This window comes from Pseudomonas putida, assembly GCF_002025705.1.
GTDB classification, from domain to species: domain Bacteria; phylum Pseudomonadota; class Gammaproteobacteria; order Pseudomonadales; family Pseudomonadaceae; genus Aquipseudomonas; species Aquipseudomonas putida_J.
Genome location: NZ_CP018846.1, coordinates 2,365,265 through 2,384,635, shown reverse-complemented (window position 1 = coordinate 2,384,635; position 19,371 = coordinate 2,365,265). Strand labels below are relative to the sequence as shown.

17 protein-coding genes are annotated in these 19,371 nt (G+C 61.5%); 9 read left to right on the top strand and 8 right to left on the bottom strand.

Going from position 1 to position 19,371, the window contains the following annotated elements; genetic code table 11:
• Positions 1 to 64 precede the first annotated feature (64 nt).
• Together BUQ73_RS10820 and BUQ73_RS10815 are read left to right on the top strand one after the other, a co-directional pair.
• A complete protein-coding gene (locus BUQ73_RS10820; RefSeq protein WP_079227921.1) occupies positions 65 to 1,120 on the top strand; it encodes a tetratricopeptide repeat protein in 1,056 nt (351 codons plus the stop codon).
• A 104-nt stretch (positions 1,121 to 1,224) separates the two neighbouring features.
• On the top strand, positions 1,225 to 2,829 hold the full coding sequence (locus tag BUQ73_RS10815; RefSeq protein ID WP_079227920.1) for a response regulator: 1,605 nt from the start codon (positions 1,225 to 1,227) through the stop codon (positions 2,827 to 2,829).
• Between the two features lie 6 nt (positions 2,830 to 2,835).
• Here BUQ73_RS10815 and BUQ73_RS10810 read toward each other — a convergent pair whose 3' ends face one another.
• The gene (locus BUQ73_RS10810; RefSeq protein ID WP_079230529.1) at positions 2,836 to 4,824 is read right to left on the bottom strand and encodes a hybrid sensor histidine kinase/response regulator; all 1,989 of its coding nucleotides are present in this window, start codon (positions 4,822 to 4,824) and stop codon (positions 2,836 to 2,838) included.
• A 281-nt stretch (positions 4,825 to 5,105) separates the two neighbouring features.
• Between BUQ73_RS10810 and BUQ73_RS10805 the strand changes: the two genes are divergently transcribed.
• Positions 5,106 to 5,792 carry a type 1 glutamine amidotransferase domain-containing protein gene (locus BUQ73_RS10805; RefSeq protein WP_079227919.1) on the top strand — a complete coding sequence of 229 codons (687 nt, stop codon included), beginning with the start codon at positions 5,106 to 5,108 and terminating at the stop codon, positions 5,790 to 5,792.
• A 131-nt stretch (positions 5,793 to 5,923) separates the two neighbouring features.
• The gene (locus tag BUQ73_RS10800; RefSeq protein WP_079230528.1) at positions 5,924 to 6,727 is read left to right on the top strand and encodes a CSS-motif domain-containing protein; all 804 of its coding nucleotides are present in this window, start codon (positions 5,924 to 5,926) and stop codon (positions 6,725 to 6,727) included.
• Positions 6,728 to 6,747: 20 nt separating this feature from the next.
• Here the strand turns inward: BUQ73_RS10800 and hppD are convergent, their stop codons facing one another.
• Positions 6,748 to 7,824 (bottom strand): 4-hydroxyphenylpyruvate dioxygenase, encoded by a 1,077-nt coding sequence (gene hppD, locus BUQ73_RS10795; protein WP_079227918.1) that lies wholly within the window; start codon positions 7,822 to 7,824, stop codon positions 6,748 to 6,750.
• A 301-nt stretch (positions 7,825 to 8,125) separates the two neighbouring features.
• On the opposite strand from hppD, the gene BUQ73_RS10790 reads away from it, so the two are divergent.
• Both BUQ73_RS10790 and rarD read left to right on the top strand, forming a co-directional pair.
• Complete coding sequence (locus tag BUQ73_RS10790) at positions 8,126 to 9,712, top strand: cyclic diguanylate phosphodiesterase (RefSeq protein ID WP_079227917.1); 1,587 nt, start codon at positions 8,126 to 8,128, stop codon at positions 9,710 to 9,712.
• 32 nt (positions 9,713 to 9,744) lie between these two features.
• Complete coding sequence (gene rarD / locus BUQ73_RS10785) at positions 9,745 to 10,632, top strand: EamA family transporter RarD (RefSeq protein ID WP_079227916.1); 888 nt, start codon at positions 9,745 to 9,747, stop codon at positions 10,630 to 10,632.
• Here rarD and BUQ73_RS10780 read toward each other — a convergent pair.
• Entirely contained in the window at positions 10,595 to 12,166 is a 1,572-nt protein-coding gene (locus BUQ73_RS10780; RefSeq protein WP_079227914.1) for a TerC family protein, read from the bottom strand. The genes rarD and BUQ73_RS10780 overlap by 38 nt on opposite strands.
• A gap of 260 nt (positions 12,167 to 12,426) precedes the next feature.
• Between BUQ73_RS10780 and BUQ73_RS10775 the strand changes: the two genes are divergently transcribed.
• Positions 12,427 to 13,008, top strand: coding sequence for a LysE family translocator (locus BUQ73_RS10775; protein WP_079227912.1), 582 nt, complete (start codon positions 12,427 to 12,429; stop codon positions 13,006 to 13,008).
• Here BUQ73_RS10775 and BUQ73_RS10770 read toward each other — a convergent pair.
• Positions 12,944 to 13,786: an AraC family transcriptional regulator gene (locus BUQ73_RS10770; RefSeq protein WP_079227911.1), complete on the bottom strand. Its 843-nt coding sequence runs from the start codon at positions 13,784 to 13,786 to the stop codon at positions 12,944 to 12,946. The two genes, BUQ73_RS10775 and BUQ73_RS10770, sit on opposite strands and share 65 nt — an antisense overlap.
• A 10-nt stretch (positions 13,787 to 13,796) precedes the next feature.
• Complete coding sequence (locus tag BUQ73_RS10765; protein WP_079227909.1) at positions 13,797 to 14,339, bottom strand: helix-turn-helix domain-containing protein; 543 nt, start codon at positions 14,337 to 14,339, stop codon at positions 13,797 to 13,799.
• A 152-nt stretch (positions 14,340 to 14,491) separates the two neighbouring features.
• Between BUQ73_RS10765 and BUQ73_RS10760 the strand changes: the two genes are divergently transcribed.
• Together BUQ73_RS10760 and BUQ73_RS10755 are read left to right on the top strand one after the other, a co-directional pair.
• The gene (locus tag BUQ73_RS10760) at positions 14,492 to 15,274 is read left to right on the top strand and encodes an aldolase (RefSeq protein ID WP_079227907.1); all 783 of its coding nucleotides are present in this window, start codon (positions 14,492 to 14,494) and stop codon (positions 15,272 to 15,274) included.
• A 33-nt stretch (positions 15,275 to 15,307) separates the two neighbouring features.
• Positions 15,308 to 16,195: a dihydrodipicolinate synthase family protein gene (locus BUQ73_RS10755; protein ID WP_079227906.1), complete on the top strand. Its 888-nt coding sequence runs from the start codon at positions 15,308 to 15,310 to the stop codon at positions 16,193 to 16,195.
• Positions 16,196 to 16,259: 64 nt separating this feature from the next.
• On the opposite strand, the gene BUQ73_RS10750 is transcribed toward BUQ73_RS10755, so the two are convergent.
• From BUQ73_RS10750 to BUQ73_RS10740, 3 genes are all read right to left on the bottom strand, one after another.
• Positions 16,260 to 17,678, bottom strand: coding sequence for a short-chain fatty acid transporter (locus tag BUQ73_RS10750; protein WP_079227904.1), 1,419 nt, complete (start codon positions 17,676 to 17,678; stop codon positions 16,260 to 16,262).
• A gap of 190 nt (positions 17,679 to 17,868) precedes the next feature.
• Positions 17,869 to 18,525 carry a CoA transferase subunit B gene (locus BUQ73_RS10745; RefSeq protein ID WP_079227902.1) on the bottom strand — a complete coding sequence of 219 codons (657 nt, stop codon included), beginning with the start codon at positions 18,523 to 18,525 and terminating at the stop codon, positions 17,869 to 17,871.
• A 35-nt stretch (positions 18,526 to 18,560) separates the two neighbouring features.
• The gene (locus BUQ73_RS10740) at positions 18,561 to 19,259 is read right to left on the bottom strand and encodes a CoA transferase subunit A (RefSeq protein WP_027916752.1); all 699 of its coding nucleotides are present in this window, start codon (positions 19,257 to 19,259) and stop codon (positions 18,561 to 18,563) included.
• Positions 19,260 to 19,371: the final 112 nt, after the last annotated feature.

The following is a 19,371-nucleotide window of genomic DNA, read 5'->3' as shown; positions in this document are numbered from 1 at the left end:
GCTTGCAGCCCAGGGCTTTCTGCCCCAAGCTCTGCCTTCCCACCGCCATGGATCGCTGCGCCCGATGCCCAGACGCCACAGCTACCTGATCGCCGTACTGCTGCTGATTCTGGTGTCGATCGCCATCGTTTTCCTGCGCCGCGACGACAAGCCCGCTGCACCGGTGCTGCCGCCACACAGCTACGGCAAGGCGCTGCGCCAGGCCCATGACGGCCTGCCAGGTGCCGCCCGGGTGCTGTACCAGCAACTGCAGCGTGATGACCTGACACCCATCCGCCGCGCCGCACTCTATGCCGAGTTGCCCAACTATCCATCGCCGCAAGCGCTTAAGCTGGCCCGCCTGGACCTGGAAAACGAGGAACCGCTGGTGCGCCGTGCAGCCATTGCCGGTATTCGCAAGCTGCTGCCGCCCTCCCAGCGCAGCCTGGTGCTGGGGCCATTGCTGGACGATGACGAGCAGAGCGTGCGCTTTGCGGCAGTGGATGCCTTGCTTGGCCTTGATCCCGATGCGATTGGCCTGTATTTCGGCCCGTTGCAGGCCGCGCTGGAGCAGTATCAGCAGGCCCTGGAAAAACAACCCGATGACGCCGAGGCCCAGGTGCATCTGGCCCGCCTGTACTTGCACGAGAATGACTACGACCAAGCGGCTGCAGCCCTGCAGCGCAGCCTCGCCGTGGCCCCGGATGGCCTCGACGCCTTGGCCACCCAGGTGCGCTTGCTGGAACGCCAGGGCCACCATGATCAATCCCGTCAGGTGCTCGCCAAAGCCCTGGCGCTGCGCCCGGACTCGGCGTTCCTGCAGTACGAACTGGGGCTGTGGCTGATCCGCCACGACCAGCGTGAATACGCCCTGCTCGCCTTGTCGCGCGCGGTTGAACTGGAGCCGGAAAATGCCGATTACCGCTATACCCTGGCGGTGACCCTGCACGATCTGGATCAGGCCGATGCCGCACAGAAGCAGCTGGAAACCCTGCTCAGCCGCCAACCGGCCAATCGCCGGGCGCGGGTACTGCTGATCCAGTACTGGAAGGAAACCGGCCAGCTGCAGAATGTCCAGGTTTTGCTGGCCGAGCTGGAGCGGCAGAACCCGGATGATCCCTTCCTGCAACAGGGGCTGTAGATTGCGTTGAACCCTGGGCGAATGCCCGTGGTCCAGTGGGTATCGGACCATTGAAGGTAGCAAGGACACAGACCGACCTTGCCGACCGTTTCAGGAGAATCGCATTGACCAGTCCGTTGACGATGGACGAACGTGCACTGATCCTGGCACCGGATCTGCTAGCCAGCAATACTTCGAAATTGTTGGCGGCTGCCGGTGTCGATTGTTTGTGCGCGCCTGATATCGCCAGGCTGCAAGCCTGCCTGATAGAAGGCGCAGGCCTGGCGATCATCGCAGAACAAGCACTGAACGTCGACGCAGCCACCCTCTTGCAGGGCTACATCGACCAACAGCCGGCCTGGTCGGACCTGCCAATCGTGTTATTGACATGCACGCCAGCGGCTACCCCCTCTGCGGCCAACCGTGCGCTGGGCAACCTGACCCTGCTTGCCGTACCTTTCGACGATGGGCACTTGCTGGATCTGGCCCAGACAGCGTTACGCAACCGCCGCCGTCAATACCTGGCGCGCGACCACATACTCGACCTGCAACAGCGCCTGGATGCGCGTAGCGAGCAGCACCGTGTCACCGACCAGGCCTTGCAGCAGACTCGCAAGATGGAGGCAATCGGCCAACTGGCCGGCGGTGTCGCGCATGATTTCAACAACTTGCTGACCAGCATAGGTGGCAGTTTCGAGCTGATTGATCGGCGCCTGAAACATGGGCGCAGTGACGGCGTTGAAGGGATTCTGCGCATGGGCCAGGAAGCCGTGTCACGTGCCGCGGTCCTGACCCATCGCCTGCTGGCGTTTTCCTCCAGACAGTCGTTGCACAGCCAGCGCATAGACCTGCTCGCACTGCTGCAACCGCAGCGCCTCGAAGCCATCCTTGACCAAGGCGTGAGCCTGCACCTTGATCTGCCCGCAGACCTCTGGGCAGTGCAGGCGGACGACAAGCAATTGCAAGAGGCGGTCAACAACCTGCTGGTGAATGCCTGCGAGGCCATGCCCAACGGGGGCATGTTGCGTATAGAGGCGAGCAATCAGCAAATTGACGCGCAACGAGTCGCCAGCGGTGGTCCAGACAAGGGTGAATATGCCCGCCTGAGCATCATCGATAACGGCCAGGGCATGTCACAGAGCACTTTGGAGCATGCATTCGAGCCTTTCTTCAGCACCAAACCGGTGGGCCAAGGTATCGGCCTTGGGCTGTCGATGGTATATGGCTTCAGCAAGCAGTCCCACGGCCATGTGGCGCTGTTCAGCGAGATCGGCCACGGCACACAGGTGGACCTTTACCTGCCACGCCACCTTGGCCCGCAACAACCTCTGGCAGCCGCACCGCGCCCATCGCCTGCCGGTAAAAGCCGTAATGTATTGGTGGTCGAGGATGATCCCCATGTCCGCGAACTGCTTTGCCAGTCGTTGCAGGACGAGGGTTATCCCTGCCGCAGCGCTAGCAACGCCAGCGAAGCCTTGCAGTTGCTGCGTTCAGCGCAGGTAATCGACCTGCTGCTCAGCGACGTCGGGCTACCGGGCATGAATGGCCGACAACTGGCCGAGATCGCCCGGACGCTGCGCCCCTACCTTCCGGTACTGTTCATTACCGGTTACGCCGAGACGGCAATGGCGCGCGAGGGGTTTCTCGCGCCGGGCATGCAGCTGATCTGCAAGCCATTCGAACTCAAGCAGTTGCAGGCACAGGTAGCCAACATGCTGGCTAATTCCTGAGCCCGTTCATTCGCTCAACATCTGCAGGGCCTGGTTCATCAAGCTGGCCAACGTGAATGGCTTGAGCATCAGCGCCGTACCTGGAGTCCCGGACAGCTGCGGGTCCAGTGGTTGATCGTTGAACCCGGTAATGAGCAGAATCTTCTGATCCGGCTCGACCATGCGCATCGCCCTGGCGACCTGCCGCCCGCTGAAACCGCCCGGCAAGCCGATATCGGTGATCACCAGGTCGAACGGCCCGTAGTGGCGGAAGCGATCGAGCGCCGAATTCGCATCCCGCACATCGCACACATCGAAGCCACGCTCCTGAAGGTACTCCTTCATCACCAAACGCAGGTTGTCCTCGTCATCGACCAACAGCACGCGTTGGCCACTGGCGCGCGTTACAGCGGGTATTGGTTGCGGGAGTTCTTGCGGTATGTGTTCAAAGCAACGCGGGAACAACATACAAACCTTCAGGCCATGATCAGGCGCTGACTCGAGCCAGATGTGGCCACCCGACTGGCCGACAAAGCCATAGACCATCGGCAGCCCCAACCCGGCGCCATGGCCCATGGGTTTGGTGGTGAAGAACGGCTCGAACGCCCGGGCCAGATCCACCTCGGGTATGCCAGGCCCATCGTCCGTGACATACACGGCGACATAATCCCCCGGGGATATGCCGCGCTCATCGGGGACCTGCGCCTCCAAGCGCGTGTTGATCGTGCGCAATGTCACCACGCCACGCCCAAGGCATGCCTCACGTGCGTTGGCGAACAGGTTCACCAGGGCAATTTCCAGCTGCGCAATATCCAGGCAGATTGTCCAGGGCGTTACATCCAGTTCCCAGCTCAACCGCATTTCAGCCCCCAGCACCTGGCGCAACAGTGGCTCCATGGCCGTCAGCTGGCGATTGATGTTAAATGGTTTGGGTGACAGCGGCTGATGGCGGGAGAATGCCAGCAGACGGTGAGTGAGCGTCATGGCGCGCTGCACCGAATCGCTGGCCAGCGCCACATAGCGGTCGATATGCTCCAGGCGCCCTTGGTCCATGCGTCGCTGCAACAGCTCCAGGCTACCGCCGATACCCGACAGCAGGTTGTTCATCTCGTGTGCCATGCCGCCCGCCATGTGGCTGACCGCGTCCAGGCGCTGTGTTGCCCGTAACAAGGTATCGGATTGGCGCAAGGCATCTTCATGCTCCTGAGAAATGTCGCGCCCCACGGCCGTCAGTAACGTGCCGTCGAAGCTCGCCGTCCAGCGGAACAAGCGGTAGTGCCCGTCCTTGTGACGCAAGCGTGTCTCGAGTTGCTCGCACCCGCGATCGAGAAAGAACTCCATCACCGCAACCTCCACCTCTGCCCTGTCGGCAGGATGGACCAACTCCAAGATCGGCTTACCGTGCACCTCATTTTCAGCCCAGCCCAGCGCGCGCTGCCAGCAGGGGTTGACCGCTTGCAGCCGCATGTCGCGGGTAACCACGATCATGGCATCGCGAGAAAGCTGCCAGATCTGATCGCGATCAGCCATGATGCGCTCGATCTGGCGCTCGAACGCCAACGCCTGCTCACGCCATCTGTCATGGGAGTCAATGCTGGCACTGGTATCAATCACCGTGTGCAGAAACCCCACTACCTCATGCTGCTCATCGCGTAACGGTGTATAGCTGAAGGCGTAGCAGGTTTGGCTGCCCGTTCGCCTGCACGGTAGCCACAGCGGCTGATTTTCGACAAAGTTCGAGCCACCTTCGAGTGCCTTGAATACCCAGGGCCCGATGCTCTCCCAGACTTTTGCCCAGAGTTTGTCGAAACCCTGCCCCAATGCATGGCCGTCGCTTTCGAGCAATACCGCGTAAGGATCGTTGTGTATCACGGTCATCTGGGCACCCCAGACCACCGCGCAGGGGAATGGCGACAGCAACATCATGTCGACGGCTATGCGCAAGGGTGCCTGCCAATAGGGCAGCGGCCCAAGCGAACTGTATCGCCAATCGAACTGCGCGATCTGCTCAGCCATGCCGACTTGCGCCGAAGGTTTACGCGGTACGTCGTTTACGATCACTGTCGTGATTCCACCATTGCTCGAGAGTAGAAATCCGTTTGCGCATCATCTGCCCGAAGATTTGCCACCGCAATAGCTGCACTGTTAACAGCCTCTCACTGGACGCACCGCAGGCACAGGGTAATAGCATAGAGCCATTGCCTAGATGGCGCCTTGTCAAACGGCAGCTATGCTCAATAGGTTTTCCCGCGCCAAGGAACGCATTGCCCTTCAACGACAGACCAGGGAGCGTGGCGATGAGCAAGAAAATACTGGTAGTGCTGACCAATACGGCCAAATACCCGACCCTGAAGCGGGCCACCGGTTTGTGGCTGGGTGAAGCGGTACATTTTGTCGACGTCGTGCAAAAAGCCGGATATGAAGTCGATTACGTGAGCCCTGTGGGCGGCTATGTGCCCATCGACCCGCATAGCCTGCAATTGGCCCCGGATCTGGACTGGCAATGGTACGACGACAAATCGTTCATGAACCGTCTGGGCACATCGTTCAGCCCTGGCAAGGTCAAGGCAAGTGACTACTGCGCCATTTACTACACAGGTGGCCACGGGGTGATGTTCGACTTCCCGGACAACCAGCCGCTGCAGGAACTGGCGCGCAAAATCTACGAAAGCAACGGCATCGTAGCTGCCGTCTGTCATGGTGTGGTGGGCCTGTTGAACATCAAGCTCAGCGACAACACCCTGTTGCTCAAGGGCCGGCAGGTAACTGGCTTTTCCAATACCGAAGAAAAGCTCGCAGAGCTGGACAAGGTGGTGCCGTTTCTCACCGAAAACGAACTGGTTGCGCGAGGCGGCAACTACAGCAAAGACGACGACCCATGGAAACCCTTCGTGACCTCGGACGGTCGGCTGATCACCGGGCAAAATCCCGCCTCCACAAGCCTACTTGCAGAAAAGGTCATTGCTGCGCTCAGGGTGCAATGAGTCCTACGCCTTAGCGGCGTAGTTCGCAAAACATCCATGGCTTTGGCTTACAGCAGGCGCAGTAATTGATTCTTAGGCTCTCCACTGGGCTGTCCATCTCGGACAACTCGGAAATGGGGGACTGGTCAGTCATGTCAAGATTCAAAACTGCAGGGCAGGGCTTGGTCGAACTGTTGCTGACATTGGCAATCAGTTTGGTGCCGGTCGGCACCGGGCTGATGATCATGTTTTACCAACAGGACAAGAAGCTTGAAGAAAACTCGCGAATCTCTGTCAGCGAGGCAATCTATTCAGTAGATCTGGCACTGGATCGAATACACAATTCGGCGTCTGCTGCGATGGCATTGGCAGGGACCGCCTGCGAAAGCGCCAAAGCGCAATTAATCGGTCAGCTCGTAAAAGCACCGCACCTGCGCTCGCTGGCGTTGACCGCCGAGGGCCGCACCTATTGCAACACCCTGGAAACGCCATACCCGCCGGATCTCATGATCTCAGATGCGCAATCGCCGTTTCATTTGGTACTGGACCCACCTGCAACACCCAATGCAGTTCTGCTCACTTATCAGCTCGGCGAGAATAGCCTGGGGGTTATTGCCACATCCTATGGGATCTTGCTACGCAATGAGCTGCGTGCGTTTCAAACCGGGCTGACTTTATTGCTTGAATTCGGTGACTTATACATCTGGACCGACGGCGACAGTCGCGACTCGACGCGCCCTTCACAAGCCGAATTTTTCAAAGAGGGTATTTCGAACAAGTACGGTTATACCGTCAAGGCAGGCTATGCAGAGGGGTACTCGGCACGTGAGGCGCGCAAGACGCTGATACACCTCTTCCCTTCCCTGGCGCTGATCGGGATCATTACAGGCTCGATCACTTACTGGGGCTTGTACAGGCAGCGTAACCGTGTTCGTAGCGCCGCCAGCACAGACTGACGGCGCCACTCTGCGCTTACTTACTCAGCATTGAGCACACCACGGCGCACCTGATCACGCTCGATGGACTCGAACAGCGCCTTGAAGTTGCCTTCACCAAAACCGTCATCCCCTTTGCGCTGGATGAACTCGAAGAACACCGGGCCGAGCAATGTTTCCGAGAAGATCTGCAGCAGCAGGCGTTTGTCGCCGGGCTCGGAAGCGCCGTCCAGCAGGATGCCGCGAGCCTGCAGTTGGTCGACCGGCTCGCCATGCCCTGGCAGGCGCTCTTCGAGCATTTCGTAATACGTTTGCGGCGGCGCGGTCATGAAGCGCATGCCGAAGCCCTTGAGAGCATCCCAGGTCTTGAGCAGGTCATCGGTGAGGAAGGCCACATGCTGGATGCCCTCGCCATTGAACTGCATCAGGAACTCTTCGATCTGCCCGGCGCCTTTGGATGACTCCTCATTGAGCGGAATGCGGATCATGCCGTCAGGCGCGGTCATGGCCTTGGAGGTCAGGCCGGTGTACTCACCTTTGATGTCGAAGTAGCGAATCTCGCGGAAGTTGAACAGCTTCTCGTAGAAACCGGCCCAGTAAGCCATGCGCCCGCGATAGACGTTGTGGGTCAGGTGATCGATGATCTTCAGGCCTGCCCCCTGCGGGTTGCGATCGACGCCTTCGATGAAATTGAAGTCGATATCGTAGATCGAGCTGCCTTCTTCGAAACGGTCGATCAGGTAGAGCGGTGCCCCACCGATACCTTTGATGGCCGGCAGGCGCAACTCCATCGGGCCGGTTTCGATCTCGACCGGTTGAGCACCCAGTTCCAAGGCCCGGGCATAAGCTTCATGGGCGTTGCGCACGCGGAACGCCATGCCGCACACCGACGGCCCATGCTCGGCAGCAAAGTAGGAGGCGATGCTCTTGGGTTCGTTGTTGAGAATCAGGTTGATGCCGCCCTGGCGATACAGGTGCACGTCCTTGGAGCGGTGAGTGGCCACCTTGGTGAAGCCGAGGATCTGGAACACCGGCTCAAGGACGCCAGGCGTCGGCGAAGCCAGTTCGATGAATTCGAAGCCCATCAGGCCCATTGGATTGTCAAAGATATCAGCCATGTTCGTACCCTCATCTGCAGCGAAAATTAATGAATGCGTTGGATGTGGAACGGCAATGGTGGAGAGCACGGGATACCGCGCACGCTGCGGGCGAGGAAGTCACCAATGATCAGCTTGAACCCATGGTATGTCATATGGACCCATTCTCGGCGGGGTTGATCCTTCAATGGCGAAGGACCTTATTGTTGTATTCGTAACCGGATTCTACATTGCGTAAATTGCTTTGTCGCGCATTAGTTCGCCACCGCCGCCGACAAACGGCTATCCTCAGCACGTCAGTCATCAGGAAGACTCCCCCAGCATGCCCCTCACCGTCAAACGCCCCGCTCGCTGGAGCTGGCGCACACTCCTGCCCTGGATCGTCGGCGTGGTGCCGCTTGCCTGTGGCCTGGCGGTGATGAACTGGCAGATCGAGCGCGAACTGCGCGCTACCAGCCAGGCGACCACGCGCCAGGTGGTCGAGCATGTCGATCACATTCTAGACAACCTCGCCACTGCCTCGCAGGCGCTGCTGCCGCTGGCAGGGACCCCCTGCGCAGACGCCCAGCTGGCCTTGCGCAGCCAGGTCACGCGCAATGCCTTCGTACGTTCAACCAACCTGTTCCAGCGCCACAACCTATATTGCAGTTCGCTGTTCGGTGACTTCGACGAGCCCGTCGAGGCCAATGATTACACCGATGGCCGGCTATGGCTGATGAATGGCAACTCGGTCACGCCCGGCCACGCCTTGTTGGTGTACCGGGCCAGCGATGGCGACCGCGGTGTGATCAGTACCGTGGATGGCGACCACCTGCTCACCGCCTTGCGCCTTATCGGCCCGGAGGAAGCGTTGCAGATACGCGTCGGCAACGCCTGGATGGGCAAGGACGGCGTGGTGCATGGCGGTGCGCCTCCGGTTGCCGCCACCGCCGATGTGACCCTGGGCTCGACGCGCTATCCGTTCAGCGTGCATGGTGGCTTCGAGGCCAGCAAGCAAGGTGAGCTGCTGCGCAGCCATTACCCTGCCTTGCTCAGCCTGCTGTTGGTGCTCGGCGTGGTGGCCGGCAGTGTCTGCCGCTGGCAGATCCGTCGGGCCAGCTCGCCCCGGGCCGAGCTGCGGCGGGCCTTGGAGGCAGACGAGTTTCTGCCGTACTTCCAACCCGTGGTGCGAAAAGGGGACTACCGCTGGGCCGGGGCTGAAGTGCTGATGCGCTGGAACCATCCACGAGAAGGCCTGGTGCGCCCGGACCTGTTCATCCCCTACGCCGAACACAGCGGCCAGATCGTCGCCATGACCCGAGCCCTGATGCTGCACACTGCGCAAAGCCTGGCGCCCTACACTGCGCTACTGGAAGACGGCTTCCATGTCGGCATCAACATTACCGCCGACCACTGCCGCGATCTGAGCCTGCTCGACGACTGCCGTACTTTCCTTCAGCACTTTCCCCCTGGGCGGGTGCGGCTGACCCTGGAGCTGACCGAACGCAAGCTCATCGAAGCCACGCCAGTAGCCCTAGACCTGTTCGCCAAACTGCATGAGATGGGGGTGATGATCGCCCTGGATGACTTCGGCACCGGCCAGTCGAGCCTCAACTACCTGCGCCAGTTCAAGGTTGATTACCTGAAGATCGACCAGAGCTTCGTGGCCATGATCGGTGGCGACGCGTTGTCACAGCACATTCTCGACAGCATCATCGAGCTGTCCGGCAAACTGGGCCTGGGCATTGTTGCCGAAGGCGTGGAAACCGATGTCCAGCGTGACTACCTGGCGCGTTTCGGGGTGGACTTCCAGCAGGGCTACCTGTTTGCCCGGCCGATGCCAGCGGACGAGTTCCTCAGCGCACTCGCTGCCCGCCCGGGTGCTGCGCAGTTGCCGCAGGGCGCGCCCCCTGAGATCATGCGCGGCTGATCCACCCGCTCACTCCCCTATCCGAGGCATTCGTGTCAAAAGGCATTATTTCGTCGGTCATGGCGTCCTGTCTGTTCGCCGTGATGTATTTCTATACCTCCCTGCTTTCGCCGCTCGATGGCGAAGAGATCTTTGGCTGGCGCACGTTGTTGACGCTGCCTTGCCTCACCCTGTTCATGCTGGTCAGCAAAGACTGGAAGCGCGTCGGCGAATTGCTGGCCCGCGTGCGCCAGACGCCGGTTCTGTTGCTGGGCATGGTGGGTACTTCGTGGTTGATGGGCGTGCAGCTGTGGCTGTTCCTCTGGGCGCCACTGCACGGGCGCAGCCTGGAAGTGTCGATGGGCTACTTCCTGCTGCCGCTGGCGATGGTACTCACCGGGCGGCTGGTCTACGGCGAGCGCCTGTCGCGCCTGCAGAAAGTGGCAGTCAGCTGCGCCGCACTGGGCGTAGGGCACGAGCTGTACCAACATGGCAGCTTCGCCTGGGAAACCTTGCTGGTAACGATCGGCTACCCGATCTATTTCGTTTTACGGCGACGCTGCCGCACCGACCACCTCGGTGGCCTGTGGTGCGACATGTGCCTGTTGCTGCCCTGGGCTGTGTACTTCGTTACCCAGGGGCCATTGTCGACGGCCGATCTGCACCAGCACCCTGGCCTCTACGGGTTGATCCCGCTGCTGGGGGCGATCAGCGCGTGTGCACTGATCGCCTACGTGCTGGCCAGCCGCCTGTTGCCGTTCAGCCTGTTCGGCCTGCTCAGCTACGTCGAGCCAGTCTTGCTGGTGGGCGTCGCCCTGCTGCTGGGCGAAACCATCGGCCCGGATCAGTGGCTGACCTACCTGCCGATCTGGGCCGCGGTGCTGGTGCTGGTGCTCGAAGGCTTCAAGCACCTGCTGCGTCAGCGTCGGCGTTCGGTGTAAGGCGCACCTGGCGCACCCGGCGCTCCTCCACCGCCACCACGGTCATACTCCAGCCGTTCCAGGCCAGCTGGTCACCGACTACCGGCAGGCGGTCCAGCAAGCTCATCACCAGGCCCGCCAGGGTCTGGTAGTCCTCGGTGGCACGGGCGCTGAAGCCTGTACGGGCCTGGACCTGGCTCAGGTTCAAGGCGCCACTGACGACAAAACCGCCACCCTCCTCAATGATCGCCGGGCCTTCTACCTCGCTGGCATCCGGTAATTCGCCGGCAATCGATTCGAGGATGTCGGTCATGGTCAGCAGGCCGGTGAAATCACCGAACTCGTTGATCACGAAAGCAATGTGCGTCGATTGGCCGCGCATCTGCTCCAGCGCGTTGAGGATGCTGAAGCTCTCCAGCAGGTTCAACGGCGCCCGGGCCATGCGCTCAAGGTCCGGCTGGCTACCGGACAACAGTTCCTTGAGCAGCTCCTTCTTGTGCACGAAGCCCAGGGGTTCCTCGATATGGCCATCGCGAATCAGCGGCAGGCGCGAATACGGCGAGTTGGCCAGCGCCTCGGTGATGGCTTGCGCCGGTTGCGCCAGGTCGATCACGTCGACCTCGGCCCGCGCGGTCATCACCGTGCGGATCGGCCGCTCGGCCAGGTTCAGTACGCCACTGATCATCACCCGCTCGCGGCGGTCGAACAACACCTGCTCCTCGCCCCCTTCGACCAGGTCGACAATTTCCTCACCCACTTCGTCAGCCTCGACCCGACGGCCACCCAGCAGGCGCAGCACGGCATGCGCGGTACGTTCACGTAGTGGCCGATGCTGCTGCAGGCTGCGCTTGCGGCGGGCACGGGCCAGCTGGTTGAACAGCTCGATGAGGATCGAGAAGCCGATGGCCGCGTACAGGTAGCCTTTCGGGATATGGAAGCCCAGGCCTTCGGCGGTCAGGCTGAAACCGATCATCATCAAGAAGCCCAGGCACAACATGATCACCGTCGGGTGGGCATTGACGAAGCGGGTCAGCGGCTTGCTGGCGACGATCATGATACCGATCGAGAAAACCACCGCGATCATCATCACCGACAACTCTTCGACCATGCCTACGGCCGTGATCACAGCGTCCAGGGAGAACACCGCGTCAAGCACGACGATCTGCGCCACGATCGGCCAGAACGCGGCATGGCGCACCGCACCACTGGCTTGCGTGACGTGCCCTTCCAGGCGTTCGTGCAGTTCCATGGTGGCCTTGAACAGCAGGAACACACCACCGAACAGCATGATCAGGTCACGGCCGGAGAAGCTCTTGCCGAACACCTCGAACAACGGTGCGGTGAGCGTGACCATCCACGAGATACTGGCCAACAGGCCCAGGCGCATGATCAGCGCCAGGCTCAGGCCAATGACCCGTGCGCGGTCGCGCTGATGGGGTGGCAGCTTGTCGGCGAGGATGGCGATGAACACCAGGTTGTCGATACCAAGCACCAGCTCGAGGACGATAAGCGTCAGCAGGCCCAGCCAGGCCGTGGGGTCGGCTAGCCATTCCATTAGCGGGTACTCACGAAGGACGCGTCACGAAGACGGCGGGGGGATGGCCGGGAAGGCCGTGGACTGGGGGGCTCCGCGAAGGTGCTCATATAGACCTTGATCAAAAATAGGGAAAGAAATCCTACAAGCACAGCAGGTTTTTCTGATAGCGCGAAACTATTACAAAACCTGTAACACCATCTTGGGGGACTTTTCTTCAATACCCGCTCCGCTTGACCCCGCAGGATGGCGGCATCGCCCAACATACGGAGTTTCGGTAAATGAGCCTGTACCTTTCCATGGCCGCTTTCGCCCTCGCCGCCTCGATCTCTCCCGGGCCGGTCAATGTCGTCGCCCTCGGCAGCGGTACCCGCCATGGCCTGCGGGCTAGCCTGTGGCATGTGACGGGCGCGACGCTGGGCTTCTGCCTGTTGCTGGTACTGGTTGGGCTGGGAGTACACGAACTGCTGTCGCGCTGGCCGCTGCTGAGCGTGGCGCTGCACTGGGGCGGCGTGGCGTTTCTGCTGTACATGGCGTGGAAGCTGGCGCGCGATGATGGCCAACTGAGCGGGTCAGAACAGCAGCGTGCACCTTCGGCCTGGCATGGCGCGGCGATGCAATGGCTGAACCCCAAGGCCTGGCTGGCGGCAGTGGCAGGCGTTGGCGCCTACACAGGTGGCGAACAGCAACTGTTGTGGTTGTTCACCTGGATCTACGGGCCTATCTGCTTCGTTTCGGTAGCCTGCTGGGCCTGGGCCGGGAGTGTGATTCGGCAATATTTACGGGAGCTGCGGTATCTCAAGTGGCTGAATCGAGGGCTGGCAGTATTGCTGGCGGGAAGCGCGGCGTATCTGGTCGCATGATGTCGCCAGCGCGGTAATGCCCAGGTGTCGCTGCCAAATGCTGCTTGAAAGCCCGCTGCAGATGCGCCTGGTCGGCAAACCCTGCCTCCAGTGCTACCTCGGCAATCGCCCGGCCACGTCGCAGTTGCGACCGCGCCAGCTGCACCCGCTGGTCGAGCAGGTAGCCATGGGGCGTCAGGCCGAAACGCTGGCGGAAAGCGCGAATCAGGTAGGAACGGGACAAGCCGCAAGCCGCACAGATATCAGCCAGGCTCAGCGGGTCGCCTCGGTGCGCACGTATGAATGCCGCCGCCGCGTCCAATTGTGGATGCTCGCTTCGCACGTTGTGCGCACTGGCGTGCAGGTAGCCGGGCAGATCTGTGAAAAAAATGGCCAACCGTGCTTCACGATCTTTCAGCTCAGCATCGAACAGGTCGGCGAACAGTTGCAGCAGCCGGCTGTACAACCCCGCAGAGGCGCTGAAGGTCTGCGTTGGTGGGACGAAGCCGCGATCCTGCAACCACGGCATGTCGACGAACAGCATCAGATACGACCAGGGCTGCCCAGCGATCGGGTTGCAGGTATGTACCACACCTGGGTTCATCAGCACCGTGGTACCGGCCATCACCTCGACCTGGCTGGCACCGCTCAGGTAGGTGCTGCGCCCGCCGGTGATCACCCCGATGGAAAAGCTCTCATGGGAATGGGCGGCATAGCAGACCTTGCGCCCATCCCCCACGCACCGCGCTTCGACGAAGGGCAATGCCGGATCCCGCCAGAACCGCGACACCTCGATCATCGCCCTGCCCTCATTCGCCGCTGTGGTGCACCACCACCAGCAACTGCGCCGGCTGCTCGCCGACAGAGCGCAAGCGGTGCGGTGTCTGGGCGTTGAAGTGCAGCGCATCGCCCTGCTCCAGCAACACCCTTTCGTTCATGAAATCGACCTCCACCTTGCCGGCGTGGACGAACAGAAACTCCTCACCCTCATGCTCCTTGAACGTCGGGTCGCTGAATTCGGTTGGCGGCTGGATCAGAAACGGCAACAGGCTGCGCTGCCCGATCTGGCTGGTCAGCGCCGCATAGCCCGGCCCGTGGCCATCGCCCACCAGCGCCTGGCGCTCGCCCTGGCGCACCAGGCTGTAACGGCCTTGCCCAGCCTGCTCCTCGGCGAACAATTCCTCGACATTGACGTTCAGCGCCCGCGCCAGCTTGAGGGCAGCAGCGATCGACGGCGTGTTCAGGCCACGCTCCACCTTGGACAGATAGCTCTTGGTCATGCCGGATTTTTCGGCCAGCGCCTCCAGCGTGACACCCAGTTTTTTTCTCAACACTTTCAATCGGTTAGGCATGCGACGCGATTTTCCCGGATCCACAGACTTGCTTATGACACTTTGTGTCATATAGGATTATTTGTGTCACGCACTGACTCGTTCCTCAACCGACCAAAGCTTCGGAACGGGCCAGCGCTGACATCGCTCATCACGCCACAGAGGAATCCCCCATGGCCAAGACCCTGACACACAGCAAGGACCAACTGGTCCAGCAGGCGCTGACGCAGATGCAAGGCTCGCTTACCGATAATACGTGGACTGTGCGGGAAAAGCTGGCCCTGACCTGCCGAATTCTTTTCGAACACGGCCATGACTCCGGTCTGGCCGGGCAGATCAGCGCCCGCGGCCCGCAACCTGGCACTTTCTACACCCAGCAACTGGGGCTGGGTTTCGACGAAATCAGCGCCAGCAATCTACTGCTGGTCAATGAAGACCTCGAAGTGCTCGAAGGCCAGGGCATGCCCAACCCGGCCAACCGCTTCCACAGCTGGGTGTACCGCGCCCGTGCGGACGTGAACTGCATCATCCACACCCACCCTACCCACGTCGCCGCCCTGTCGATGCTGGAAGTCCCGCTGCAGGTTTCCCACATGGACCTGTGCCCGCTGTACGAAGATTGCGCATTCCTCGAAGCCTGGCCAGGCGTACCGGTGGGCAACGAAGAAGGCGAAATCATCAGTGCCGCGTTGGGTGACAAGCGCGCCATCCTGCTCTCGCACCATGGCCAGCTGTCCACCGGCACCAGCATCGAGCAGGCCTGCGTGTATGCCCAACTGATCGAGCGCGCCGCACGCCTGCAACTGCTGGCGATGTCGGCCGGCACCATCAAACCCATCGCACCGGCACTGGGCCGCGAAGCCCATGACTGGATCGACCGGCCCAAGCGCCATGCCGCTGCCTTCAACTATTTTGCCCGGCAGAGCCTGCGTGCCCACGCCGATTGCCTGAACTGACCCCTGAATGCCTTGCTTGCGGAGCCTATAACCATGACCACACAATTCCACGGCATCATCGGCTACACCATCACCCCCTTCAGCGCTGGCGGCGAACAGCTCGACCTGCCCGCGCTGGGTCAGTCCATCGAACGCCTGATCGGCGGCGGCGTGCAGGCCATCGCCCCGTTGGGCAGCACCGGCGAAGGTGCCTACCTCAGCGACAGCGAATGGCAACAGGTGGCCGAGTACAGCCTTGCCCAGATCGGCAAACGCGTGCCCAGCATTGTCAGCGTGTCCGACCTGACCACCGCCAGTGCCGTGCGCCGCGCCCGCTTTGCCCAGGCCCATGGCGCCGACGCGGTGATGGTACTGCCGGCCGCCTACTGGAAGCTCAGCGAAGCCGAGATCCTTCAGCACTACCGCGCCATCGGTGACGCCATCGATATCCCGATCATGCTCTACAACAACCCGGCCACCAGTGGCACCGACATGTCGGTAGAGCTGATCCTGCGCATCGTCCGGGAAGTGGCCAATGTGACCATGGTCAAGGAGAGCACCGGCGACATCCAGCGCATGCACAAGCTGCAGCTGCTTGGCGAAGGTCGGGTGCCGTTCTACAACGGTTGCAACCCGCTGGCGCTGGAAGCGTTCGTGGCCGGGGCCAAGGGCTGGTGCACGGCGGCGCCGAACCTGATTCCGGCGTTGAACCAGGCGCTGTACCAGGCGGTACTGGAGGAAGACCTGGCGCTGGCCAGGGCGCTGTTCTACCGGCAGCTGCCGCTGCTCGACTTCATTCTCAAGGGCGGGTTGCCCGCGACCATCAAGGCGGGCTTGGGGCTGACCGGGTTGCCCGTGGGCGAGCCGCGGCGGCCGGTGTTCGGGCTGGATGAGCCAGGGCGCGCGACCTTGGCGGCATTGTTGGCAACGCTGACTGATTGAAAACCTGCACTGGCCTCTTCGCGGGTTTACCCGCGAACATGCCGGTGCAGGCAACACAGCTATTTCAAGGCATCACCGGCGGCACATACTGCAACGTGGTACCCAATGCCCACAGCAGCACCAGCACCAGCGGCACATGCACCAGCAACTGCACGAACGAGAAGCCGATCAGGTCACGCGCCTTCAACCCCAGCACACCCAGCAGCGGCAGCATGTAGAACGGGTTGATCAGGTTCGGCAACGCCTCGGCGGCGTTGTAGATCTGCACGGCCCAGCCCAGGTGGTACTGCAGGTCATTGGCCACCAGCATCACGTACGGTGCTTCGATGATCCACTTGCCACCGCCCGAAGGGATGAAGAAGCCCAGCACTGCCGAGTACACACCCATCAGCAGCGCATAGGTGTCATGGGTGGCGATCTGGGTGAAGAACAACGAGATGTGGTGGGCCAGTGTCTGCTCATCCACACCTTTGACCTGGGTGAGGATTGCGGCGATCGAGCCGTACAGCGGGAACTGGATCAGAACCCCGGTGGTGGTCGGCACGGCTCGTGCCACGGCATCGAGGAAGCTGCGCGGGCGCCAATGAAGCAACGCACCGAGCATGATGAACAGCAGGTTGTAGGTGTTCAGCCCGGAAATTGCGGTGATCGCCGGTTTAGTGGCGAACTCCTGGTACAGCCAGCCACCGGCCAGGGCCACCAGCATCAGGATCAGGATCGGGCTGTGCTCCAGCCATTCGCCCGGGCGGGTACGCTTGGGCGCTGGTGGGGCGGTGAAGCTGGGGTCGACACCACAGTCTTCGGCGCTGCGCGCACTGCTTGGGCCGGGCGCCGTGGCATAGGCGATCACCAGCGAGACGATCACCAGGGCCGCCAACATCACCCCGGATTGCCAAAGGAATATGGTCTCGGTAAACGGGATCACGCCGGTGATCGACAGGATCGAAGGCGGCAGGCTGGCCGGGTTGGCTTGCAACTGGGCGGCCGAAGACGACAGGCCCAGCGCCCAGACAGCACCCAGGCCCAGATAAGCGGCAGCTCCTGCAGCGCGATAGTCCATCTTCAGTTCGGTGCGACGGGCCAGGGCACGGACCAGCAAACCGCCGAACACCAGCGAGAGGCCCCAGTTGAGCAGCGAAGCCAGCATCGAGATCAGCGCCACCCAGCACACCGCCGAGCGGCCGTTCTTGGGGATGCGCGCCAGGCGATCGATCAGCCGGGCGGCTGGCGGCGAACTGGCCACCACATAGCCGCCGATGACCACGAAGGCCATCTGCATGGTGAACGGGATCAGGCTCCAGAAGCCATCGCCGAAGGCCTTGGCAGTGTCGGTTGGCTTGGCGCCCATGGCCAGGGCGCCGATGCACACCAGCAGCACGGCCAGGGCGGCGAATACCCAGGAGTCGGGGAACCAGCGCTCCGCCCAGTTGGAGCAGCGCAGGGCAAAGCGGGCGGAGCGGCTGTCTTGGATTTCAGCGGCCACGGTTACTTCCTTTTATTGGTTTTATCGGATATTTCAGCAAAAACGCAAAACCCCTGTAGGAGCGGCCTTGTGTCGCGAAAGGGCCGCGCAGCGGCCCCCCGATCTCAACTTAAGTGCTGAAACCGCGGGGCTGCTCTGCAGCCCATTCGCGACACAAGGCCGCTCCCACAGGGGGAGACAGTGTGATGCTTTAGAAGGTCATTTCCTTTACATCGTCCGGCACGATCAGCTTGCCGGCAGTCTTCTCGATGATCTCTTCGACGCTCACCCCTGGCGCGGTCTCGCGCAGGATGAAGGCGCCGTCTTCGATCTCCAGGTAGGCCAGGTCGGTCAGCACCTTGCGGATGCAGCCGGCACCGGTCAGCGGCAGGCTGCAACGCGGCAGCAGCTTGGACTCGCCATCCTTGGAGGCATGGGTCATGGTGACGATGATGTTCTCGGCACCGGCCACCAGGTCCATGGCGCCGCCCATGCCCTTGACCAGCTTGCCGGGGATCATCCACGAAGCGATGTTACCTTCCACGTCCACTTCGAACGCGCCCAGCACGGTGAGGTCGACGTGGCCGCCACGGATCATGGCGAACGATTGTGCCGAGTCGAAGATCGACGCACCACGGCGGGCGGTGACGGTCTGTTTGCCAGCGTTGATCATGTCGGCATCGATGGTGCTTTCGGTGGGGAATTCACCCATGCCGAGCAGGCCGTTTTCGGACTGCAGCATCACATCCATGTCAGCCGGTACATAGTTGGCCACCAGGGTCGGGATACCGATGCCGAGGTTGACGTAGTAGCCGTCCTTCAGTTCACGGGCGACGCGTTGCGCCATCTGTTCGCGGGTCAGTGCCATGGTCAGGATCTCTTTGTTGTTCTGATGGACGGCGCTCAGGCCTTGACGGTGCGCTTTTCGATGCGTTTTTCGAAGGTGCCGACGATCACCCGGTCGACGAAGATGCCCGGGGTGTGGATCTCGCTGGGCAGCAGCACGCCTGGCTCGACGATTTCTTCCACTTCGACCACGGTGATCTTGCCGGCAGTGGCCGCCAGCGGGTTGAAGTTCTGCGCAGTGTTGCGGTAAACCACGTTGCCGTAGTGGTCGGCCTTCCAGCCCTTGACGATGGCGAAGTCGCCGGTGATGGACTCTTCGAGGATGTATTTGCGGCCCTTGAACTCGCGCACTTCCTTGCCGTCGGCAACCGGGGTGCCGTAACCGGTGGCGGTGTAGAAGGCCGGGATACCGGCACCGCCGGCACGCATCTTCTCGGCCAGGGTGCCTTGCGGAGTCAGCTCGACCTCCAGTTCGCCACTGAGCAGCTGGCGCTCGAATTCGGCGTTTTCGCCCACATAGGAAGCGATCATCTTGCGGATCTGCCGGTCTTCCAGCAGCACGCCCAGGCCGAAGCCGTCGACACCGCAGTTATTGGAAACCACGGTCAGGCCCTTGACGCCAAGGCGCTTGATTTCAGCGATGAGGTTTTCAGGGATGCCGCACAGGCCGAAGCCGCCGGCCAGCACCGTCATGTTGTCGGTCAGGCCTGCCAGGGCCTCTTCATAGGTTGCTACGCGCTTGTCCAGTCCGGCCATGCTGATCCGCCTTTTGTAGTTGTTGAACCGACGAGGCTGTCGGTGAGCGTGTGCAGCCATCTTCACCGCTTGCGACTGATTTGTTAATTTTGTTTTCATCATCGATTGATAA

What these genes read in the sequence shown, in the direction of transcription:
- BUQ73_RS10820 (WP_079227921.1), top strand. Translation starts at nt 65, where the DNA reads ATGCCCAGACGCCACAGCTACCTGATCGCCGTACTGCTGCTGATTCTG.
- BUQ73_RS10810 (WP_079230529.1), bottom strand. Translation starts at nt 4,824, where the DNA reads ATGGCTGAGCAGATCGCGCAGTTCGATTGGCGATACAGTTCGCTTGGG.
- BUQ73_RS10805 (WP_079227919.1), top strand. Translation starts at nt 5,106, where the DNA reads ATGAGCAAGAAAATACTGGTAGTGCTGACCAATACGGCCAAATACCCG.
- BUQ73_RS10800 (WP_079230528.1), top strand. Translation starts at nt 5,924, where the DNA reads ATGTCAAGATTCAAAACTGCAGGGCAGGGCTTGGTCGAACTGTTGCTG.
- hppD (WP_079227918.1), bottom strand. Translation starts at nt 7,824, where the DNA reads ATGGCTGATATCTTTGACAATCCAATGGGCCTGATGGGCTTCGAATTC.
- BUQ73_RS10790 (WP_079227917.1), top strand. Translation starts at nt 8,126, where the DNA reads ATGCCCCTCACCGTCAAACGCCCCGCTCGCTGGAGCTGGCGCACACTC.
- BUQ73_RS10780 (WP_079227914.1), bottom strand. Translation starts at nt 12,166, where the DNA reads ATGGAATGGCTAGCCGACCCCACGGCCTGGCTGGGCCTGCTGACGCTT.
- BUQ73_RS10775 (WP_079227912.1), top strand. Translation starts at nt 12,427, where the DNA reads ATGAGCCTGTACCTTTCCATGGCCGCTTTCGCCCTCGCCGCCTCGATC.
- BUQ73_RS10770 (WP_079227911.1), bottom strand. Translation starts at nt 13,786, where the DNA reads ATGATCGAGGTGTCGCGGTTCTGGCGGGATCCGGCATTGCCCTTCGTC.
- BUQ73_RS10765 (WP_079227909.1), bottom strand. Translation starts at nt 14,339, where the DNA reads ATGCCTAACCGATTGAAAGTGTTGAGAAAAAAACTGGGTGTCACGCTG.
- BUQ73_RS10760 (WP_079227907.1), top strand. Translation starts at nt 14,492, where the DNA reads ATGGCCAAGACCCTGACACACAGCAAGGACCAACTGGTCCAGCAGGCG.
- BUQ73_RS10755 (WP_079227906.1), top strand. Translation starts at nt 15,308, where the DNA reads ATGACCACACAATTCCACGGCATCATCGGCTACACCATCACCCCCTTC.
- BUQ73_RS10745 (WP_079227902.1), bottom strand. Translation starts at nt 18,525, where the DNA reads ATGGCACTGACCCGCGAACAGATGGCGCAACGCGTCGCCCGTGAACTG.
- BUQ73_RS10740 (WP_027916752.1), bottom strand. Translation starts at nt 19,259, where the DNA reads ATGGCCGGACTGGACAAGCGCGTAGCAACCTATGAAGAGGCCCTGGCA.